Source organism: Mesorhizobium sp. W016 (assembly GCF_054719485.1).
The window spans coordinates 3,263,050-3,281,072 of the sequence record NZ_JBTTIF010000002.1 but is presented as its reverse complement, the minus strand read 5'-3'; the positions used below and the strand labels follow the sequence as shown (position 1 = coordinate 3,281,072).

Genomic DNA, 18,023 nt, shown 5'->3' with positions numbered 1-18,023 from the left:
AGCAGCTCATCCACGCTCCTCCTGACGCGGCGTGCCACCCAGCCGATGTCGGGCTGATGTGCGTGGACGGCAGTCGTCCTTTGACCACAGCTTCTGGCGGCGCCGATTGGCGAGCGCCTCGCTATCATTAGCGATGGAACGGAAAAGAAACCATTCAGCATCAGACTACCGCTTTTCGACACACCTTTTCGAATATGTCGGAACGAGCGCTTGTCGCGCAGCCCACGACGCCCCCCATTGGTGAACCGGTTCCATGAAGAGTCTGACAATACGCCACCGCATCCTCGTCAGTTTCGCAGCCGTTCTGGTGGTCATGTCCGTGATAGCCCTCATCGCGTACGCCTGGTTTCTTCAGGCGGGGGAGGAGGCGACTGAGGTCGAGAAGGGCATCCTTCCGGACCTTTATCACAGTACCGAGATCATGACGGGCCAGATGGCGGCCCATAGTCTGCTTCAGGAATATGCCCTTCAGGACAACCCGTCAGACAGAAGCACGGTTGAAAACGCGATCACGACCAATCGCAACCAGGTGCAGCGGTCGATGGACGACTATGAGGCAACGATCGTCTCCGATATCGACAAGCAGAATTATGCAGCCGTCAAACAACTCGCCAACGAATTCCGTCTGGCTGAAACTGCTGTGCTGGAAACAAGCCGGGCTGCCTTGTCGAAAGGTGAAACTCCCAATGAAAGCCCAGCTATCAAGAACGAAGTAGAGCCGATCTTTGTAAAATTGCAGTCCGCTCTGCAGGCCATGGTTGAGGATCACAGAGGCGAGGCAAACAGCGCGACGCAGCGGATCAGCTCGATCGTCAGAACGGCCGAAGTCGGTTTGAGCGTTGGGTTGTTGATAGCCCTCGGGCTAGCCCTTCTTTTGGGTTACCAGCTGTTTCGCGCCATTACAGGTCCGCTCACCCGTTTGGTCGACGCGGTTCAATTGATGCGGCAAGGCGACTTCAGTGAACGGCTCGATCTGAGGCGCCGAGACGAATTCAGCGTGCTTGCCGACGGCTTCAACGCAATGGCGGACGATCTCACAACCCTCATTGGTCAGGTTCAAAGGTCCAGCATACAGGTCGGCACGTCGATAACTGAGATCGCCGCCACCTCCAAGCAACAGCAGGCAACTGCGACTGAAATCGCAGCGACCACAACAGAAATCCGAGCGACAGCCAAGGAAATCTCCGCCACATCAAACGAACTGGTCCGCACGATGAACGAGGTCTCCACAGTTGCCGAACAAACCGCTGCCGTGGCTGGCGGGGGGCAAGCGGGGCTGACCCGTATGGAAGAAACCATGCAGCAGGTCATGGAAGCGGCTGGCGCGATCAATTCCAAACTGGCGATCCTGAGCGAGAAAGCCGGCAGCATCAATCAGGTGGTGACGACCATCACCAAAGTGGCCGATCAGACGAACCTGTTGTCGCTCAACGCTTCCATCGAGGCGGAGAAGGCAGGCCAATATGGCCGGGGTTTTGCAGTGGTGGCGACGGAAATCCGAAGGCTCGCGGACCAGACAGCTGTCTCCACCTACGATATCGAGCAAATGGTCAAGGACATCCAGTCGGCAGTCGCGGCCGGGGTGATGGGCATGGACAAGTTTTCCGAGCAGGTCCGTCGGGGTATGCAGGACATCCAGCAGGTCGGCGGGCAACTCTTCGAGATCATTCAGCAGGTTCAGGGGCTGGTGCCACGTTTCGAAGTCGCCAATGAAGGCATGCAAGCACAGGCGACCGGCGCGGGGCAGATCAGCGACACGCTAACCCAGCTAAGCGAGGCAGCTCAGCAAACAGTCGAGTCCCTTCAGCAATCGACGCTCGCGATCGACGAGCTCAATCAAGTCTCAGGCGGCATGCGAAGTAGCATATCGAGGTTCAAGCTACGAGCATAGCGAGCCGGCAGTAGGAGGTGACAATGCTATTCCTCGCCTTCAGCATGGGTCCGGATCGCTACTTGATCGATGTCCACAAAATTGAAGAGGTGCTGCCCTATATCGACGTGAAAGTTCTTCCGGGTGCGCCAACTGGTGTGGTGGGTTTGGTCAGCTATAACGGAATACCCATCCCCCTGATCGATGTCACCCTTCTTGCGCTTGGCCGACCATCGGAGCGCCTATTGAGCACCCGGATCGTTGTGACGCGCTATCCGGCGGATGATGGCGAGCGACGCCTGCTGGGGCTGATCGCGGAACGGGTGACGGATACGATCGAGCGAGACCCGGCCGATTTCGCGCCGTTCGGACTGGAACCAGGAACCCCGCCCTATCTTGGGCCGGTGGCTTCCGATGGTTTGGAGATCATTCAGTGGGTCAAAGTGGAAGCGCTGCTTTCGGAAGAGATTCGTACCGCTTTGCTCCGCCAGGCGGCAATAGGTGATCAATGACCGGAGCAATAGAAAAGCTCCTGACGGAAACCATTGGACTGGACAGTGCCAGCGTTGGTCCGACAGTGGTTCGTCAGGCGGTCAGAGAACGGATGGAAGCATGCCGGATAACCAACCCTCAGGCCTATAGGCAACACTTGGCCGGTTCCTCGCAGGAGCTGCAGGAGCTGATCAATGCGGTGGTGATCCCAGAGACCTGGTTCTTTCGCGACCGAGAAGCGTTCACGATGCTGGCGCGGCATGCGCGCGCGCACAAGCCTGCTCAGCCGATAAGAATCCTGAGCCTGCCATGTTCAACCGGCGAAGAGGCTTACTCGGTCGCCATGGCCATGTTCGATGCCGGCTTTGAGGCGCATGAGTTCAAGATCGATGGCGTGGACGTCAGCAGCCGCAATATCGCGACGGCTGAACGCGCCATCTATGGCCGCAATTCGTTTCGCGGCAGCCATCTCGAATTCAAGGATCGCTATTTCGAAGCGACCGAGGGCGGGTTGCGGCCTGTTGCTGGGGTGCTGAAACAGGTTCGGTTCATGGTAGGAAACCTGTTCGGTTCTCACGCGCCTTTCGGGCAAGAGGTCTATGACATCCTGCTTTGCCGCAATTTGCTGATCTATTTCAATCGAGAGCTGCAGGATCGCGCATTGATCTGCCTGAAGGACCTGCTGGCCAAAGACGGACTTCTTCTGGTCGGTCCGGCGGAAGCAGCTCTTCCAAGGGTGCATGGCTTTATTTCCGCTCAATGGCCATTGGCCTTCGCCTTTCTGAAATCGGAGCCCGTCAAGACCACGGCGCCGAAAGTTTCGGCCGCCGTCCCGGTGCGGACGCTAAGCCCTAAGGTCAACAAGAGCGAGCCTCTTCGTCCGTTCCGACCGACAATTGGCAATGAAGGCCGCGGGCAGGCTCCGGCCAAGCCGCTTGCACACGCCTCGGAAAGCCTCATCGCGGTTGAACGGATCGCCAATGCAGGACGCGTAAAGGAGGCACAGGAGGTCGCCCTGGCGCATCTCAGGGAGTTCGGTCCTTCCGCAGAAATCTTCTACCTGCTAGGCCTCGTCCAGGATGCGGATGGTTCTGCACCCGAAGCCGCGCAAAGTTATCGCAAGGCGCTCTATCTCGCGCCAAATCATCGAGAAGCTCTTGTCCATCTGGCCTTGCTGCTTAGCAAGCAAGGCGACCATAACGGCGCCGAGGCGCTGGCCGGCCGGCTGGGTCGGGTCCAGAAAAGGAGCGGCAGTTGATGGCGGCTTCGACAAGGATCGCTCAGCCGGTGGAGCAGATCGAAATCAACGACTGCTGGCGGCAAATAGGCGTACGGGGTGACAAGTCATGTCCGCTACTAGAGCAGCATCTCCACTGCCGGAATTGCCCGACCTACAAGAAGATCGCACGACGCCTCCTCGACCGTGCAGCTCCCTCGGCATCTCGCGACGGATGGCCTGACAACGCTGGTCGTGTAGGGATCGATTCGGCAGACAACGACGCGCTGCAGACGGCCGTTCTCTTCCGTTTGGGGGAGGAATGGCTGGCACTTCCAGTCGGTATTTTTCATGAAGTGGCTGAATCTCGTCGCGTTCATTCACTTCCACATCGCAGGAACAGTGCACTGCTCGGCATTGCGAATGTCCGTGGTGAATTGCTCATTTGCCTTTCCCTGGCCGAATTGCTCGGGATAGACGAGCGCAAGGAAGGGGAACAAGGCACACGAACCAAGGTATTTCGCCGCCTTGTCGTGGTAGGCGAGCGCGACAAGCGGGTTGCTTTTATGGTTGATGAGATCCACGGCTTACATCGGTACCAGGAACGCGACACTCTCGCTGTTCCGGCCATGATTGGGAAGGCACTGTCTGCCGCTACGGTTGCCGTGCTGCCATGGCAAGGACGAGCCGTTGGCTGTCTCGATCCACGACAACTGCTCACGATGCTGGATCGGAGCATCGCATGACAGATGAAGACTTCAGCCAGGTTTCGATGCTCAGCCTCTTCCAGGCCGAACTGGAGACGCAGTCACGGGCTCTAACCTCTGGACTTCTGGCACTCGAACGCGATCCTATCGCCGCCGACGCCCTGGAAGCATGCATGCGTGCCGCGCATTCTCTGAAAGGAGCTGCCCGCATCATCGACCTGATGCCCGCAGTCAAAGTTGCAAATGCGATGGAAGACTGCCTGGTCGCAGCGCAACGCGGGCATCTGAGGGTGCGACGGGAGCATATAGATGCGCTTCTGCAAGGTTCTGACCTTTTGAAATTGATCGCATCGGGATCATCGAGCGAGAGCGCCAACTCAGAAGTCGAAACCTTTCTCTCGAAGTTCGAGGGGTTGTCCCTCCCCCAGGCAAAGCCCGGGCCCCAAGATTTTGCAGCTGATTTCGCAACTCCAGATCATGCCCAGGAGCAACTGGCGACGACCTCTTCAGCGAACCTCCTCGTTGGGGCGGTACCGCAAGCCCACGGCAGCATCGGCTCTGATAGAATGGTTCGGGTGACGGCAGACAGCCTGAACCGATTGCTCGGGCTGGCTGGCGAGTCGCTGATGGAAGCTCGGCGGCTCAGGCCATTCGCTGACGGGCTGCTACGGCTGAAGCGACTTCAATCGGACCTCGCAAGTGCGTTCGACAATCTTCATGCAGTGCTGCCGCCGGTTTCAAACGATGCGGCGGTGGTGGAGGCGCTGGCTGAAGCGCAGCGAAAGCTTCGGTTGAGCCAAGCGTTCCTGGCGGAGCGTTTCGATGAGTTGGATTCAGTGGATCGGAAAGCGACCGATCTTGCCAACAGATTGTACGACGAAACGTTGGCGAGCCGGATGCGGCCTTTTGAGGACGGCGTGCGACACTATGCGAGAATGATCCGCGACCTCGGTCGTACCCTTGGCAAGCGGGTGCGACTGGAGATCGTAGGCGGCTCGACCGGCATCGACCGCGATATCCTCGAGCAGCTCGATGCCCCTTTGGGGCACCTTCTGCGCAACGCTGTAGACCATGGGCTTGAACCGCCTGAGGAGCGCCTCGCGATGGGCAAACCCGAAGAGGGGCTCATCAGGCTCGAAGCGAGGCACAATGCCGGGCTGCTGCAGATAGCCGTGGTGGACGACGGCAGGGGGATAGAGCTCTCGAAGCTGCGCGGGACCGTCGTCGCCCGGCAACTTGCAACCAGGGAAAGTGCTGAAACACTCAGCGAAAGCGAATTGCTCGCGTTTCTGTTTCTGCCAGGCTTTTCCATGAAAGCGGGCCTTACCGACGTCTCAGGTCGCGGTGTGGGGCTCGATGCAGTGCAAGCCATGACGAAGGAAGTCCGGGGAGTCGCAAGCGTCTCCTCAGAATTTGGCCACGGAACCCGATTTCAACTGCAATTGCCGCTGACACTGTCGGTCCTGCGCACGCTGCTCGTCGATGTCGATGGAGAGCCCTATGCTTTTCCACTCGCTGCCATTTCCAAGACTTTGAAACTGCAGCGGACGGAGATCAACGTCCTGCAGGGCCGGCCGCATTTTCGATTGAACGATCGACAGATCGGGCTGGTCACCGCTCGCGAGGTGCTCGATCGAGGTGAGCCCGGATCGGAACCGAACGAACTATCGGTCGTCGTCGTGGATGCGGGTCGGGGCGATGCGTACGGCCTGATCGTTGACCGTTTTCTCGGGGAACGCGAGTTAGTGATCAGACCTCTCGATCCACGGTTTGCCAAGATCAAGGACATCAGCGCAGCGGCCCTGATGGAAGACGGTTCGCCTGTTCTGATCTTCGACGTCGACGATCTGATCCGATCGGTGGAAAAGCTTGCATCGTCCAGCGGATTTCGAGCTCTTCGGCGCGCCGCGGGCGGTCCCGAAGCGAGCAGGCGCAAGCGCGTGCTCGTGATTGACGATTCACTGACGGTTCGCGAACTCCAGCGCAAGATGCTCGGCAATTACGGTTATGAGGTCGAAGTGGCGGTAGACGGCATGGACGGGTGGAATGCCGTCCGGTCTGGTCCTTTCGATCTCGTCGTCACCGACATCGACATGCCTCGCATGGATGGCATCGAGCTGGTGAGTTTGATCAGAAAGGACGCTGATCTCAAGAACACACCCATTATGATCGTTTCATACAAGGATCGGGAAGAAGATCGCGCGCGCGGGCTCGACGCAGGTGCGGACTATTATCTGACTAAGAGTAGTTTTCAGGACGAGGCGCTGATCCATGCCGTCGTGGACATGATTGGCGAGGCGGCTGAATGAGATCGAGATTGGAAGCCAGCGAATGAGAATCGGCGTAGTCAACGACATGCCGATGGCGGTTGAACTTCTGCGTCGACTGGTCCTGTCGACCGGCGAACATCAGGTCGCGTGGATCGCGACCAATGGGCGTGAGGCGGTCGAGGTCTGCAGACGTGATCTGCCGGATCTGATACTCATGGATCTAGCGATGCCAGAGATGGACGGCGTGGAAGCGACGCGCAGAATCATGGCGGAAACCCCGTGCTCAATCTTGCTGGTGACCGCCAGTATCGAAGCCAACCTCGCCGGCGTCTACGAAGCAATGGGTCATGGCGCGCTTGACGCAGTCGATATTCCGTCGGTGGGCATCGAAGGCAACGCGTCCTCGCAATCCGCCCGGCTTTTGACGAACAAGATACGAACGATAGGCAAGTTGATCGGTGATGCGCCTACCCAGGCAAAAAGGCGGATGTCACGTGCGGCTGAGCCGTCAACTCGACGCCTGATAGCAATCGGCGCCTCTGCGGGCGGGCCGGCTGCCGTTGCCGCAGTCCTGAGCGCGTTTCCCGTTGATTTTGGCGGCGCGATTGTGCTCGTCCAGCATCTCGATGCTCAGTTCGTTCCAGGCCTTGTTGATTGGCTAGGGCAGCATACGCGACTCCCGATCCGTCCGGCGGGGGAAAGGGATAGCCCTCAAGCGGGCACCGTTCTCGTTGCCAGTTCTGCGGATCATCTGGTTTTCAAGTCAGCTCAGCAACTTGGCTATACGCCCAGCCCCAAGGACAATGTTTATCGGCCGTCGGTAGATGTGTTCTTCGAAAGTGCGGCGCAATGGTGGCCTGGCTCGGTGATTGGTGTTCTGCTCACAGGCATGGGCAGGGATGGTGCGCGCGGGCTGAGACAGCTCCGTGACAAGGGACATCTCACAATCGCGCAGGATAGAGCAACCAGTGCCGTCTATGGCATGCCGAAGGCCGCGGCCGACATCGGCGCGGCTGTTGATATTCTTCCTTTGGGTGCGATCGGCTCACGTATAATCGAAGCCTGCGAGCGCCTCCACGTGAAAGGCCCGTTCCGATGACGCAAGAACCAGAGTTGGTCCCGCCACTCGCAGATAACTATTCATCCATGGTTCTGCTCATCGATGATCAGATCATGGTTTGCGAGGCGGTCAGGCGCGCTCTAGCCAACGAGCCCGATATATCCTTACACTTCTGCACCGACCCGTTGAGAGCGATGACGGTCGCGGATGAGGTAAAGCCAACCGTTATCCTGCAGGATCTCGTCATGCCCGGGGTGGATGGGCTACATCTGGTGCGAGAATACAGGAAGCATGCGTCGACACGCGCGGTTCCAGTCATTGTGCTGTCGAGCAAGGAAGATCCAGCCACCAAGGGCGAAGCCTTCGCTGCGGGCGCGAACGACTATCTCGTCAAACTGCCGGATCGTATCGAGTTGATTGCACGCATTCGATATCACACGCGGGCCTATCTGGATCACGTCCAGCGAGACTCGGCACACCGAGCGCTGAGGGAAAGCCAGCGACAGCTGATCAGTGCAAATCTAGAGCTTGAACGTCTGACGCGGATCGATGGCCTGACAGGTCTCGGTAACAGGCGCTATTTTGACGAATATCTGGCGGCTGAATGGAAACGCGCTTTTCGCGCACAGTCCCCACTGTCGCTGTTGATGATCGATGCCGATAACTTCAAACGATACAACGATACCTATGGCCATATGGCCGGCGACGATGTGCTCAAGCAAATCGCCCGCGTAATCCAGAGCGGTTCCGGCCGCTCCACCGATCTCGCTGCGCGGTACGGAGGCGAAGAGTTCGTCATCGTGCTGGTCGACACCATACTGGAACAATCCAGTGCGATCGCCGAGCGGCTCGTCCAGAGCGTGCGAGAGTTGAACATACCCCACGGCCCGGATCGCGTGACCATCAGCGTCGGCGTCGCAACAGCGGTGCCCACCGAGAACGAGACGCCAAACGATTTCGTCAATGCCGCCGATTTGGCTCTGTTTCGTGCCAAATCGGAAGGACGAAATCGTGTTGCGCTTCATATGTCCCGCAGCTAGAGAAGCTCACATCTCAGTCAACGAAGCGCGCCCTGTTCGATTTGAGGACGACCTTGGCGAAGTCGGGCATCTCGAGACCTTGCCGCACCAGGCCATCAAGAGTTTTCTCAGCCGCCCTGATGGCGGAGAGCCGGGCCAGCACCGTCTCAGCCTCCAGGCGAGGCACCACGGCGAGACCGTCGCGGTCGCCGACCAGTATGTCTCCCGGCGAGATAGTCACTCCTCCCACCACCACCGGGAATCCGACCGTGCCTGGACCATTGCGCGCAGGCGAGTTCGCAATGATCCCGGCACAGTAAACCGGCAACCCGACCGCCTCGATCCCGACAACGTCGCGCACGAGGCCGTCAGTGATGAAGCCGGCGACCCCCTTGTTGCGCGCCATGCCGAGCACGAGATCGCCAGTTACCGCCGTACCGGCAAAGCTGTCGGTGGCCGCGACGATGACATCGCCACTTGCTGCGGCATCCAGTGCTCCAAACAGGGCGAGGTTGTCGGCGGGACCGCAGTGACAGGTCACGGCGACGCCGACCATCGTCGCAGTAGCTGGCGACAGTGGCTTGATCGCATAATGCAAGGCGCCGCGTCCCCCCATCGCGTCTACGACCTGGCTAACCGGCACGCCCGCAAAAGCACTGATGATTTCTGCTGCGGGCCGTTCGAAACGGCGCTTGATGGTGAGCAGTGGTGGGTCTTCAATCATGTAGCGGCCCCATTCCCTGAACGAACGAAATACAGTCCGGCCCGAGGTCGCGCAGGCTCCGCGCGCCCATCAGTCCCAAGACGCGGTCGATTTCCTTGCGGTAGAGTTCGAGCACGTGGCGTACCCCCTCCTCGCCGGCGACCGCGAGCCCCCACAACTGCGGCCGCCCGATCAGACAGCACGAGGCGCCGAGCGCCAGGGCCTTGACGACGTCAGAGCCTCGCCTGATGCCTCCGTCGATAAGCACCGGTACGCGGCCGGCGACAGCCGCGACAACTGCCGTCAACGCGTCCAGGGATGCGGCGGCGCCGTCAAGCTGACGTCCCCCATGATTGGATACGATGATGCCGTCGATTCCTCGGGCTACAGCCTCGGCGGCTTCGCTGGGATGCAGGACGCCTTTCAGCAACAACGGTCCGGACCAGACAGTGCGCAGCCAGTCGACATCGGCCCAGGAGAGTCCGGGATCGAGCATTGCGGCCATCCGGCCCGCCAATGCACCGACCGTCGCCGTATCTCCGGGGCGCGCGTAGTTGCCGAAGGTCAGTTTCGGGAGTCGGGTGCGCATACGAAGAAGCCACGCCGCCTTGGTGGCGGTCGCGAGGGTTCCGGCCACACCGAAGCGCGGCGGGATGGCAAAACCGTTGCGGATGTCGCGTTCACGGTTGCCAAGCATCTGGTTGTCGATGGTGAGCACCAGCGCGTCGTAGCTTGAGGCACGCGCCCGATCCACCATTTCTCGGGTGAAGCCGCGATCGGTGTAGACGAACACCTGCATCCACCGTGGGCTACTTCCAGTGGCTGCTATGTCCTCCAGCGTGCAGACGGATCCGTGGCTGGCGCAGTAGAATGTCCCTGCGGCCGCTGCGGCTCGGGCGGCTGCGCGCTCGCCGTCGGGCCAGAACAGCCCAGCCAGGCCGGTTGGCGCGATGCCCAGCGGGATGGCAAGTTTCGCGCCGAAGAGGTCAAGGGAAAGGTCTCGCGTCGTTGCACCGTTGAGTGGTCGCGGCAGAATGGCAACCTCACTGAAAGCCTGCTCGTTCCGGCGCAGCGTTCGCTCATCCTCGGCACCGCCATCGGCGAAGTCGAACACCGGGCGTGGCAAAGTCCGCCGCGCGGCGACGCGGACCGCGGCCACGCTGTACAGGCGCTTCAACGCCGCCATCGAAGCAGACGATGCCGCACCGCCGGCGCCGCGGTCATCGCCTGTGTTTGAGGCTGACGAGGAGCTACTCACGGTTGCTTTCCGCCGATGCGACCATGATGCGTCGGTCCACCGCCTCCCGGAACACGCACGCGGGAGACTGTTCCCTCAAAGGATGGATCGCTGCCGGTCGCCAGCACGCCGGCATTTGTCACCCAAAGCGTCTCGCCCAAGAAGACGCAGTTGGTCGTTGCCTTGCCGCAGACGAAGAAACCTTCCGCTGTTCCGTCCGGCCTGAGCACATGAATGCCGTTGGCGGCAATATCCGTTACGTAAAGGCGGCCGTCCGCACCGACCTTCAGCCCGTCCGGGATCGGATTGACCCCAGGCAAGCGGCCAAGGTCTTCGACGCAACCATCCGGACGCTGCCGCTTAACGCGCCCCGTATAGGACTCTCCCCAAATGATCGAGCCGTCGGCTTCGATCGCCACACCATTGGGGAACGTCGGCTCGTCGAAACCGAGAGCAAGGTACGCACTGCCATCGGGGTTGACGGCGAAGATGTAGCTGGGGTCCGGGTTCCCCGGGTTGTATGTGCCGGGATCGCTGAAGATAAGCCGGCCATCAGCAGCAAATACGAGATCGTTTGGACCATTGAGCCGGATGCCTGCAACTTCGGTCAGCAGGATTTCCGGCTTTCCGCCTTCGGCAACCCGCTGGATGGACGGTGTCGTCATCTCCGCGGCCCGCCAAGGTCCTGTCGTGCCGCCGTTCTGGCAGACATAGAGCAGGTCATCCGATCCGAGAACGCAGGCGTTGGGCGCTCCTGCAACATACGCGAACTGGCGAGCACTTCCGTCGCGATCTATGGCCGTCAGCTGGCTGCGATAGCTTTCGACGATGACAATTCGGCCACCGGGCAGCACCGTCGGGCCCTCGGGCCAGCCAAGGCCGGTCGCGACAACCTCGACGGCCAGCTTTTCAACCTCGTTCATCGTGCGACCCCCAGAACGGCAGCCTATCAAGATTTGTCGGGTATAATCCAGCCTGACGATCTGGCGGTCACCGGACCCGGCGACTCGAAAGATAGCCAGGCTGACGTGCGCGTTGCTGGGCCCCCCTAGGCCGGCCCCCACCCCGACGCCGGTGAACCCCGACGGGCGGAGGCCTATGGCTACAGCGCGAGCCGATCGGTGTCTACACAGCTCGGTAGCACTGGCTTGCTCCTCCAGGTTGCGTGGCAGGATTAGGTGCTGCTGAGGCCAGCGTGCAAGGAACAAGTGCAGGTGGAGAAGGTTGAATCTCAGTTCCTCTCCCTCTAACACTCACAAAGTCCAACAATTCTCTGCTCCGCTGCCAGGCGCTCTGGAGCCGAGCGTTTGCAGGGCGTGCGTGTGGCCAAAAGCTGGGGAGCGCCGCAGCGCCCAGGCGTGCAAATTGCTCTCTGAACGCCGATCCTTCTCCGAAGCTGGGGAGTAGCCCCAAAATCCAACAGCAATATCATGCCTCAACGGCGGTTTTGCCACTGCCAGTTTTGCGGTTCGCTCGCCTGTCAAAAGGGACAGTCTTTCGGGTCACGATCCGGAGTGGGTTTGCCAAGGCTCCCGGAATCGAGGTGGCCCACTTTTGCGTCGGGGCTCCGCCACTCTTCAGATCAACAGCAACCAGCACCAATAAGCACCAATCACCATTTGCACAGCGAACGCGGTGAACCTGAGACTGACCGCGAGTTGGCTGGTTGAGACGAGGTGGATCACCGACTGCACTATACGTGCGCCTAACATCGTGGAGGCCAAGGGATCCGTGACATCTGTCTTTGAAATGATGATCGCGACTCCGAGCAGACCTCCGAAGATTGGAAGCCCTTCAATGCAGTTGGCGTGGGCACGGGCTAACCTCCGCATAAACGGGGAGAGGGCTCCGTTATCTGGCGTAAAGCCGTTTGCCGGGACTTGCCCAGAGATCACCAGGTAGCTCCGGATAACTTCCATCACGATCAGCAGGGCCAGGGCCCACGAGATGAAGCCAGTCAATGCGTAAGCACTCGCCGACATGTGCCCTCCCCGTTGCTAGCACTCTAGGTCGTTGTAGCCGATCAACTAGTCTAATGCTATTCGACGAGGAGGGGCGGCCTGTAGTGGGGCCGAAACGGAATAGCAGCTTTTGGACGTTGTGCCCGGAATAGCTGCCGTTCAGCCAATCAGCAGGATTGACCGCTTTCGCCCTTTAGCGACCCTTCCGCGCCAGATCAGTCGATGCTTGAAGCTGCCATTCGCAGAGTGAAAGCGGCGTCGAGCATGGTCAGAAAGGCGCGCACGGCGGGGTTGGCGCGTCGGCTTGCCGGCCAGAGCACGGTGACATTGTTTCGCTCGACCGCGAACGTGGACAGCACTGGGACCAGTTCGCCGCGCTTCACATAGGGAGCCGCCATGAAGGAGGCGCCTATGCCTATCCCACCGCCGGCTGCCAGCATGATGAGCACGGCATCGCTGGCATCGGCGACCACACCGGAATTGGGCACGATCTCGATTTCACGGTCGCCAATCCGGAAGGGCCAGCGAAAGGCCTGGCCTGTGCTCTGATATCGAAGGTTGACGGTGTCGTGCCCTTCCAGGTGATCGGGATGGGTCGGTGTGCCGCGTTCCTCGAGATAGGCTGGCGAGGCGAAGCAGCAAAGCCGATGGGGTGCGAGCTTGCGTGATAGTAGCCGGGTGTCAGCCAGATCACCGATGCGTATGGCGACATCGATCCCTTCCTCGATCATGTCCACCATCTGGTCACCCAGCCTGAGATCGACGATCAGGTTCGGATGGAGCCGACGGAAAGCCGGTAAAGCCGGAGCGATCAGATGCAGTCCGATCGGCAGCGACGCGGCCACGCGCAACGTGCCCGATGGTTCGGAGCGCGCGGTCTTTGCCGCCTGCTCTATTTCCTCCGCCTCGCGTAGCAGACGCAGCGCGCGCTCATGCAGGTCGCGCCCTTCGGGCGTGAAGGTGAGCGAGCGCGTTGTACGGGTAAACAGCGACACTCCTAAATGCCGCTCGAGCCGCTGGACGCTCTTGCTGACCGCCGACGGGGAAATCGACAGCGCGCGCGCCGCTGCCGTGTAGTTGCCCAGCGATCCCGCACGCGCGAAGGCGATGATGCCAGTGAGCCGATCCAAAGTGATATGTTCCGCCATGGCATTACTTAACCGCCATCGGCACCGATTATCAACCCGCGGACATGCCGCTAGATTCGCTCCAATGACATGGATGAGCGGAGATTTCACCAATGAGCGATAAGATGAAGGCAGTCCGTCTGCACGCATTCGGTGGTCCCGAGATGCTGGTGTACGAAGACGCGCCTAGGCCGGGTGTGAAGCCCGGCGAGGTGCTTGTCCGAGTCCAGGCGGCCGGGCTTAATCCGCCCGACTGGTATCTGCGGGATGGCTATCGCGCACTGCCGCCAGAATGGCGACCCAACGCGTCCTTCCCACTGATTCTCGGCACGGACGTGTCGGGCGTCATTGAAGCGGTTGGCGCTGACGTCGCTGAGTTCAGCATCGGTGACGAGGTCTACGCAATGGTTCGCTTCCCCGATAACTTGATGACGGGTAGCAATGCCTACGCGCATTATGTCAGTGTGCCGGCATCGCATGTTGCGTTGAAACCAGCCGGCATCGACCATATTCATGCGGCTGGTGCGCCGATGTCGCTTCTGACGGCATGGCAGTTCTTGATCGAACTTGGCCACGACGAGCCGAATCCGTTCCAGCCCTTACCGCATGAGCCGGTGCCCCTCGACGGCAAGACGGTGCTCATCAATGGTGCCGGAGGCGGTGTCGGGCATCTGGCCGTCCAGTTGGCGAAATGGCGGGGCGCTCGCGTCATCGCCGTGGCATCGGCGAAGAACGAGGCGCTGATGCGCGGTCTCGGCGTGGATCAGTTCATCGACTACAAGACGACCGGGGCGGAAGATGTCGTCCGAGACGTCGACCTTGTCCTCGACGCGGTGGGCGGCGCGGACATGGAGCGCTTCTTCCAGGTTCTGAAGCCGGGCGCCGCGCTGTTCCTGGTCAACCCGCTGGGCTTCGCTGGTCACGAAGAGACAGAGAGGCTGGGGATCACGGTCTCATCCACACAGGTTCGATCCAATGGCGCGCAGTTGGCAAAAGCCGCCCGCCTGCTCGACGACGGCCTTGTGCGTGTCGTCATCGACAGCACATTCCCGCTGGCCGAGACATCGCGCGCACATGAGCGCGCCGCCGACGGCAGTATTCAAGGCAAGATCGTGCTGGCCGTCTGAATTGTTGCTTTCAGTCCGATCGACCATCGGGAGTGCAGACGATCGGGCGGGATTACGCCGTTTAGCCGACGAAGACCACCGACCGACGTCCGGCTAAATCGTGCTCGACTACAAGTGCCGCGATGGCTGCCGCGATCTTCGCGCCGCCTTGCACTGACGGTTCGATAGGATTGGCGAAGTCCGCGTCCTCATTCGATACCAAGCGCAGGTCGACGAGCGGCAAACCGCGCGTGAACGCCGCCCGGGTGATGACGTCGTTGAGGACCGTCAGGGCAGTTGCGGCAAGTCTACGACGCTGTGGGTCGGGAAAGCGCGCCTCGTAGATCGTGCAGACAGCGGTGGGTAGGTTTTGGCCCAGCGCCCCCTCGAGCATCGTACAGTAGTCGTGCTCGAATTCCTCCCGGATATCGCTGATCCTGTCCAGAACCTCGGCCACCGAACAGGCCCCCTGCTCCAGAATCCCTGCATGACGAAGAGCATCATTGCCACCGACGCTGACGACAAGATGGCTAGCATCCTGGGGGAGCCGTTCAAGCTGCCGCTCGACGCCGCTTGTGACGGCGCCGTCGACGGCGTTTAGCGTTGCACGCCACCCCTCCGGCAAGCGCTCCCGCAGCTGCCGCACTACGTCGGGCCCGTGCGCGACATAGGCAGCGTTGTCAAAGATCGAATCCCCGAGAAGGACGACGTGTGGCATCGGATGCTCCGTTGAGGCCTCTGCAATGCTGCATCAGCAGAGGAGGTAAGGTGGTGGGTTGTGACCGCGGCAGCGAGCACGGTCAGGAGATCACGGCGAGTCAGGCCACCTGCAGAACGGAACGGCATCTCAGCCGTCCAGGAACGCCAGAAGCGCGGCATTCACCGCGCTGGCCTCTTCGCGCTGTACCCAATGCGTCGCCTTCTCGAACGTCTGCAGGCCCCGATCGTTGCAAAGGGCCAGACTGCGCTCGGCCAGGCCATATTCCAGAGCTTGGTCCTGCATCCCCCACAGTACAAGGGTCGGTGTCGTGATCCGCTGCTTCAGGCTTGGGCGGAAGCGCAGCGCCCGATACCAGTTGAGCATGCCGGTCAGCGCCCCCGGCCGTCCCCAGGCCTGCCGATACTCTGCGATTTCCTCCGCCGTGAAGGCATCTGTTCGGCTGGATTTGATGAGCGCCCGTGCCAGCAGAGCCGAGTGCCCTGCTCCCAGAACAGCCTCCGGCAGCAAGGGGAACTGGAAGAAGGCCGCATAGCTGCTCCGCAGGAACTGGGTCGGAGATCGCAAGGAATGGGCAAGCAGCACCTCGGGATGGGGCGCGTTCAGGATGACGAGCCTTTCCAGACGGTGCGGCAGCTTTGCGCCTGCCGCCCAGGCGACGATACCGCCCCAGTCATGACCGACGAGGTGAAACCTTCCGATGCCGAGCGCGTCGGCGATGGCAACGACATCGCCGACGAGCTTGGGGAGCGTGTATTCACGGATGGCTTTCGGCTTGTCACTGGTGTTGTAGCCCCGCTGGTCGGGAACGATGACCCGGAATCCGGCGGAAGCGAGCGCATCGATCTGCCGTCTCCAGAGGCGCCGAGTTCTGATAAGCAAGTTTCAATTTCGCGCTTTTCCCGCAAATTCGAGAGCGTGAGGAATTGAAACCATTCGTTGATTAATCAGGCGTTTTCGCCGGCCTGTCACGCCGGAGGTCGCGGGTTCGAGCCCCGTCACTCGCGCCATTTCTCCTCAGGAGAAATGTGACATAATCGTCTAAAATCATGGTCTTGCATGTGGGAATTCAGATCCGGTCGGATCTGAATTCGGTCTCTCCCGCAACGACGTCACCCCTTGGCCAGCAGCGCCTCGACCTCCTGCAACGTCGGCATGGATGGCGCCGTACCCGGCCTTGTCACCGAAATGCCGGCGACGGCGCAGGCGAAGCGGACGGCTTGCAGCGGCTCCACGCCTTTGGCGAGTGCGGCGGCCAGGCCGCCATTGAAGGCATCGCCCGCGCCGGTGGTTTCGACCACCGGACCGGCACTGACCACGGGAACATGGTCGGACCGAGCGGCCGTGTGCAGCAGCGCGCCTTTTTCGCCGAGCGTGATGATGACCGAGCCGACGCCCTTTTTGAGCAGGCTGTCGGCGGCGCGGCGAGCCTCGTCGATCGAAGAAACCTTGATGCCGGTCAGCTCTTCGGCCTCGGTCTCGTTGGGGGTGACATAGTCGCAAAGCGTATAGATGCGGTCCGGCAGCTTGGCCGCCGGCGCCGGATTGAGGATGGTGGTCACCCCTGCACCGCGCGCGATTTCGAGTGCGCGCAGTGCCGCGTCGATCGGCTGCTCGAGCTGGGTGACGAAGACGCCGGCGCCGCCGATCAGGCCGGCGTTGGCCTCGATGTCTTCAGGCGAGATCAGCATCGCCGCACCCGGGCTGACGATGATGGCGTTGTTGCCGGTTGTCTCCTCGATGAAGATATAGGCCGCGCCGGTATAGCTTTGCGGCGTCTCGATGACGGCGGATTTGACGCTCGCCTCTGCCCAGGTCGCCTTGGCCATGTCGGCGAAAGCATCGACGCCAAGCCGGGTCAGGAAGGTGACGTCCGCGCCGAGCTTGCCTGCCGCCACCGCCTGGTTCGAGCCCTTGCCGCCCGGTCCCAGCTTGAAGGAATTACCAAGAATGGTTTCACCCATGCGCGGCTGTCGATCGGCGCGGTAGGCGGTGTCGGCGACGAAAACGCCCAGAATGACGACAGGTTTGCCCGACGCCATGGCCCTACTCGGCGTCCGGCGGCACGACGCCCTTGCGAAAGGCGAAGCAGCCATAGAAGCGGCGCTCGCCGGTCTGGATGACGCAATAGGCTTTCTTGGCGCGCTCGTAGAAGGCATAGCGCTCGACCGAGATCATCGGCCAGGCCTTGCCTTCCGCCTTGTCGATCTCCTTCTGCACCTCTTTTTGCACCGGCGGGATCTCGTCCGGCTTGCCGACGATCTCCATGCGCGCGGCCGCATCGTCGACGAAAGTGTCCAGCGGATAGAGCGACAGCACCGCCTTGACCACATCGGCCGCCGAGGCGTCGATGTGCAGCAGCTTGCCGAGCACGGTCTGCTTTGCCACCGAATCGGCGGGGAAATTGGTGTCGGCGATGACCAGATCGTCGCCGTGTCCCATTGCCCTGAGCGCCTGGAGCACATCGGCATTGAGCAATGGGTTGATCCCTTTGAGCATGGCAGTCCTCGTCAAACAGGTTTGGTCAAAGTCGATTG

Annotated in this window: 17 protein-coding genes; 8 read left to right on the top strand and 9 right to left on the bottom strand. The window is 60.8% G+C overall.

Annotated elements, in window-relative coordinates; translation table 11 throughout:
* Positions 1–253: 253 nt before the first annotated feature.
* The 7 genes from ACYG9V_RS16385 to ACYG9V_RS16355 are packed head-to-tail and all read left to right on the top strand — an operon-like array spanning position 254 to position 8,655.
* Positions 254–1,891 (top strand): methyl-accepting chemotaxis protein, encoded by a 1,638-nt coding sequence (locus ACYG9V_RS16385; RefSeq protein WP_023700504.1) that lies wholly within the window; start codon positions 254–256, stop codon positions 1,889–1,891.
* A 23-nt stretch (positions 1,892–1,914) separates the two neighbouring features.
* Positions 1,915–2,382, top strand: coding sequence for a chemotaxis protein CheW (locus ACYG9V_RS16380; protein WP_023700505.1), 468 nt, complete (start codon positions 1,915–1,917; stop codon positions 2,380–2,382).
* Complete coding sequence (locus ACYG9V_RS16375; RefSeq protein WP_352764206.1) at positions 2,379–3,620, top strand: CheR family methyltransferase; 1,242 nt, start codon at positions 2,379–2,381, stop codon at positions 3,618–3,620. Before ACYG9V_RS16380 ends, ACYG9V_RS16375 begins: the two co-directional genes overlap by 4 nt.
* On the top strand, positions 3,620–4,324 hold the full coding sequence (locus ACYG9V_RS16370; protein ID WP_352764208.1) for a chemotaxis protein CheW: 705 nt from the start codon (positions 3,620–3,622) through the stop codon (positions 4,322–4,324). Before ACYG9V_RS16375 ends, ACYG9V_RS16370 begins: the two co-directional genes overlap by 1 nt.
* Positions 4,321–6,594, top strand: coding sequence for a hybrid sensor histidine kinase/response regulator (locus ACYG9V_RS16365; protein WP_460221973.1), 2,274 nt, complete (start codon positions 4,321–4,323; stop codon positions 6,592–6,594). Before ACYG9V_RS16370 ends, ACYG9V_RS16365 begins: the two co-directional genes overlap by 4 nt.
* 22 nt (positions 6,595–6,616) lie before the next feature.
* Complete coding sequence (cheB, locus tag ACYG9V_RS16360) at positions 6,617–7,654, top strand: chemotaxis response regulator protein-glutamate methylesterase (protein WP_352639251.1); 1,038 nt, start codon at positions 6,617–6,619, stop codon at positions 7,652–7,654.
* 47 nt (positions 7,655–7,701) lie between these two features.
* Positions 7,702–8,655, top strand: coding sequence for a response regulator (locus ACYG9V_RS16355; RefSeq protein ID WP_023669440.1), 954 nt, complete (start codon positions 7,702–7,704; stop codon positions 8,653–8,655).
* A gap of 13 nt (positions 8,656–8,668) precedes the next feature.
* Here ACYG9V_RS16355 and ACYG9V_RS16350 read toward each other — a convergent pair whose 3' ends face one another.
* From ACYG9V_RS16350 to ACYG9V_RS16330, 5 genes are all read right to left on the bottom strand, one after another.
* On the bottom strand, positions 8,669–9,358 hold the full coding sequence (locus ACYG9V_RS16350; protein WP_023689452.1) for an RraA family protein: 690 nt from the start codon (positions 9,356–9,358) through the stop codon (positions 8,669–8,671).
* The gene (locus ACYG9V_RS16345) at positions 9,351–10,523 is read right to left on the bottom strand and encodes an alpha-hydroxy acid oxidase (protein WP_352764211.1); all 1,173 of its coding nucleotides are present in this window, start codon (positions 10,521–10,523) and stop codon (positions 9,351–9,353) included. Before ACYG9V_RS16345 ends, ACYG9V_RS16350 begins: the two co-directional genes overlap by 8 nt.
* Before the next feature lie 68 nt (positions 10,524–10,591).
* A complete protein-coding gene (locus ACYG9V_RS16340; protein ID WP_352764213.1) occupies positions 10,592–11,497 on the bottom strand; it encodes an SMP-30/gluconolactonase/LRE family protein in 906 nt (301 codons plus the stop codon).
* 654 nt (positions 11,498–12,151) lie between these two features.
* Positions 12,152–12,556, bottom strand: coding sequence for an MAPEG family protein (locus ACYG9V_RS16335; protein WP_023682292.1), 405 nt, complete (start codon positions 12,554–12,556; stop codon positions 12,152–12,154).
* Positions 12,557–12,750: 194 nt separating this feature from the next.
* The gene (locus ACYG9V_RS16330; RefSeq protein WP_352764294.1) at positions 12,751–13,683 is read right to left on the bottom strand and encodes a LysR family transcriptional regulator; all 933 of its coding nucleotides are present in this window, start codon (positions 13,681–13,683) and stop codon (positions 12,751–12,753) included.
* Positions 13,684–13,775: 92 nt separating this feature from the next.
* On the opposite strand from ACYG9V_RS16330, the gene ACYG9V_RS16325 reads away from it, so the two are divergent.
* Positions 13,776–14,789 (top strand): NADP-dependent oxidoreductase, encoded by a 1,014-nt coding sequence (locus ACYG9V_RS16325; protein WP_352639256.1) that lies wholly within the window; start codon positions 13,776–13,778, stop codon positions 14,787–14,789.
* Positions 14,790–14,850: 61 nt separating this feature from the next.
* On the opposite strand, the gene ACYG9V_RS16320 is transcribed toward ACYG9V_RS16325, so the two are convergent.
* The 4 genes from ACYG9V_RS16320 to ACYG9V_RS16305 form a co-directional block, all read right to left on the bottom strand.
* Positions 14,851–15,486 (bottom strand): SGNH/GDSL hydrolase family protein, encoded by a 636-nt coding sequence (locus ACYG9V_RS16320; protein WP_023715418.1) that lies wholly within the window; start codon positions 15,484–15,486, stop codon positions 14,851–14,853.
* A 129-nt stretch (positions 15,487–15,615) separates the two neighbouring features.
* Entirely contained in the window at positions 15,616–16,368 is a 753-nt protein-coding gene (locus ACYG9V_RS16315) for an alpha/beta fold hydrolase (protein ID WP_352639259.1), read from the bottom strand.
* A gap of 230 nt (positions 16,369–16,598) precedes the next feature.
* Positions 16,599–17,528 (bottom strand): ribokinase, encoded by a 930-nt coding sequence (gene rbsK, locus ACYG9V_RS16310; RefSeq protein ID WP_023742815.1) that lies wholly within the window; start codon positions 17,526–17,528, stop codon positions 16,599–16,601.
* A gap of 4 nt (positions 17,529–17,532) precedes the next feature.
* Positions 17,533–17,985 (bottom strand): RbsD/FucU family protein, encoded by a 453-nt coding sequence (locus ACYG9V_RS16305; RefSeq protein WP_023711516.1) that lies wholly within the window; start codon positions 17,983–17,985, stop codon positions 17,533–17,535.
* Positions 17,986–18,023 lie beyond the last annotated feature (38 nt).

Excerpts from the sequence above, each read along its gene's own strand:
- ACYG9V_RS16375 (WP_352764206.1), top strand. The coding sequence starts at position 2,379 with ATGACCGGAGCAATAGAAAAGCTCCTGACGGAAACCATTGGACTGGAC.
- ACYG9V_RS16355 (WP_023669440.1), top strand. The coding sequence starts at position 7,702 with ATGGTTCTGCTCATCGATGATCAGATCATGGTTTGCGAGGCGGTCAGG.
- ACYG9V_RS16380 (WP_023700505.1), top strand. The coding sequence starts at position 1,915 with ATGCTATTCCTCGCCTTCAGCATGGGTCCGGATCGCTACTTGATCGAT.
- ACYG9V_RS16385 (WP_023700504.1), top strand. The coding sequence starts at position 254 with ATGAAGAGTCTGACAATACGCCACCGCATCCTCGTCAGTTTCGCAGCC.
- ACYG9V_RS16340 (WP_352764213.1), bottom strand. The coding sequence starts at position 11,497 with ATGAACGAGGTTGAAAAGCTGGCCGTCGAGGTTGTCGCGACCGGCCTT.
- cheB (WP_352639251.1), top strand. The coding sequence starts at position 6,617 with ATGAGAATCGGCGTAGTCAACGACATGCCGATGGCGGTTGAACTTCTG.
- ACYG9V_RS16320 (WP_023715418.1), bottom strand. The coding sequence starts at position 15,486 with ATGCCACACGTCGTCCTTCTCGGGGATTCGATCTTTGACAACGCTGCC.
- ACYG9V_RS16345 (WP_352764211.1), bottom strand. The coding sequence starts at position 10,523 with ATGGCGGCGTTGAAGCGCCTGTACAGCGTGGCCGCGGTCCGCGTCGCC.
- rbsK (WP_023742815.1), bottom strand. The coding sequence starts at position 17,528 with ATGGCGTCGGGCAAACCTGTCGTCATTCTGGGCGTTTTCGTCGCCGAC.
- ACYG9V_RS16350 (WP_023689452.1), bottom strand. The coding sequence starts at position 9,358 with ATGATTGAAGACCCACCACTGCTCACCATCAAGCGCCGTTTCGAACGG.
- ACYG9V_RS16330 (WP_352764294.1), bottom strand. The coding sequence starts at position 13,683 with ATGGCGGAACATATCACTTTGGATCGGCTCACTGGCATCATCGCCTTC.
- ACYG9V_RS16365 (WP_460221973.1), top strand. The coding sequence starts at position 4,321 with ATGACAGATGAAGACTTCAGCCAGGTTTCGATGCTCAGCCTCTTCCAG.
- ACYG9V_RS16325 (WP_352639256.1), top strand. The coding sequence starts at position 13,776 with ATGAGCGATAAGATGAAGGCAGTCCGTCTGCACGCATTCGGTGGTCCC.
- ACYG9V_RS16335 (WP_023682292.1), bottom strand. The coding sequence starts at position 12,556 with ATGTCGGCGAGTGCTTACGCATTGACTGGCTTCATCTCGTGGGCCCTG.
- ACYG9V_RS16370 (WP_352764208.1), top strand. The coding sequence starts at position 3,620 with ATGGCGGCTTCGACAAGGATCGCTCAGCCGGTGGAGCAGATCGAAATC.
- ACYG9V_RS16305 (WP_023711516.1), bottom strand. The coding sequence starts at position 17,985 with ATGCTCAAAGGGATCAACCCATTGCTCAATGCCGATGTGCTCCAGGCG.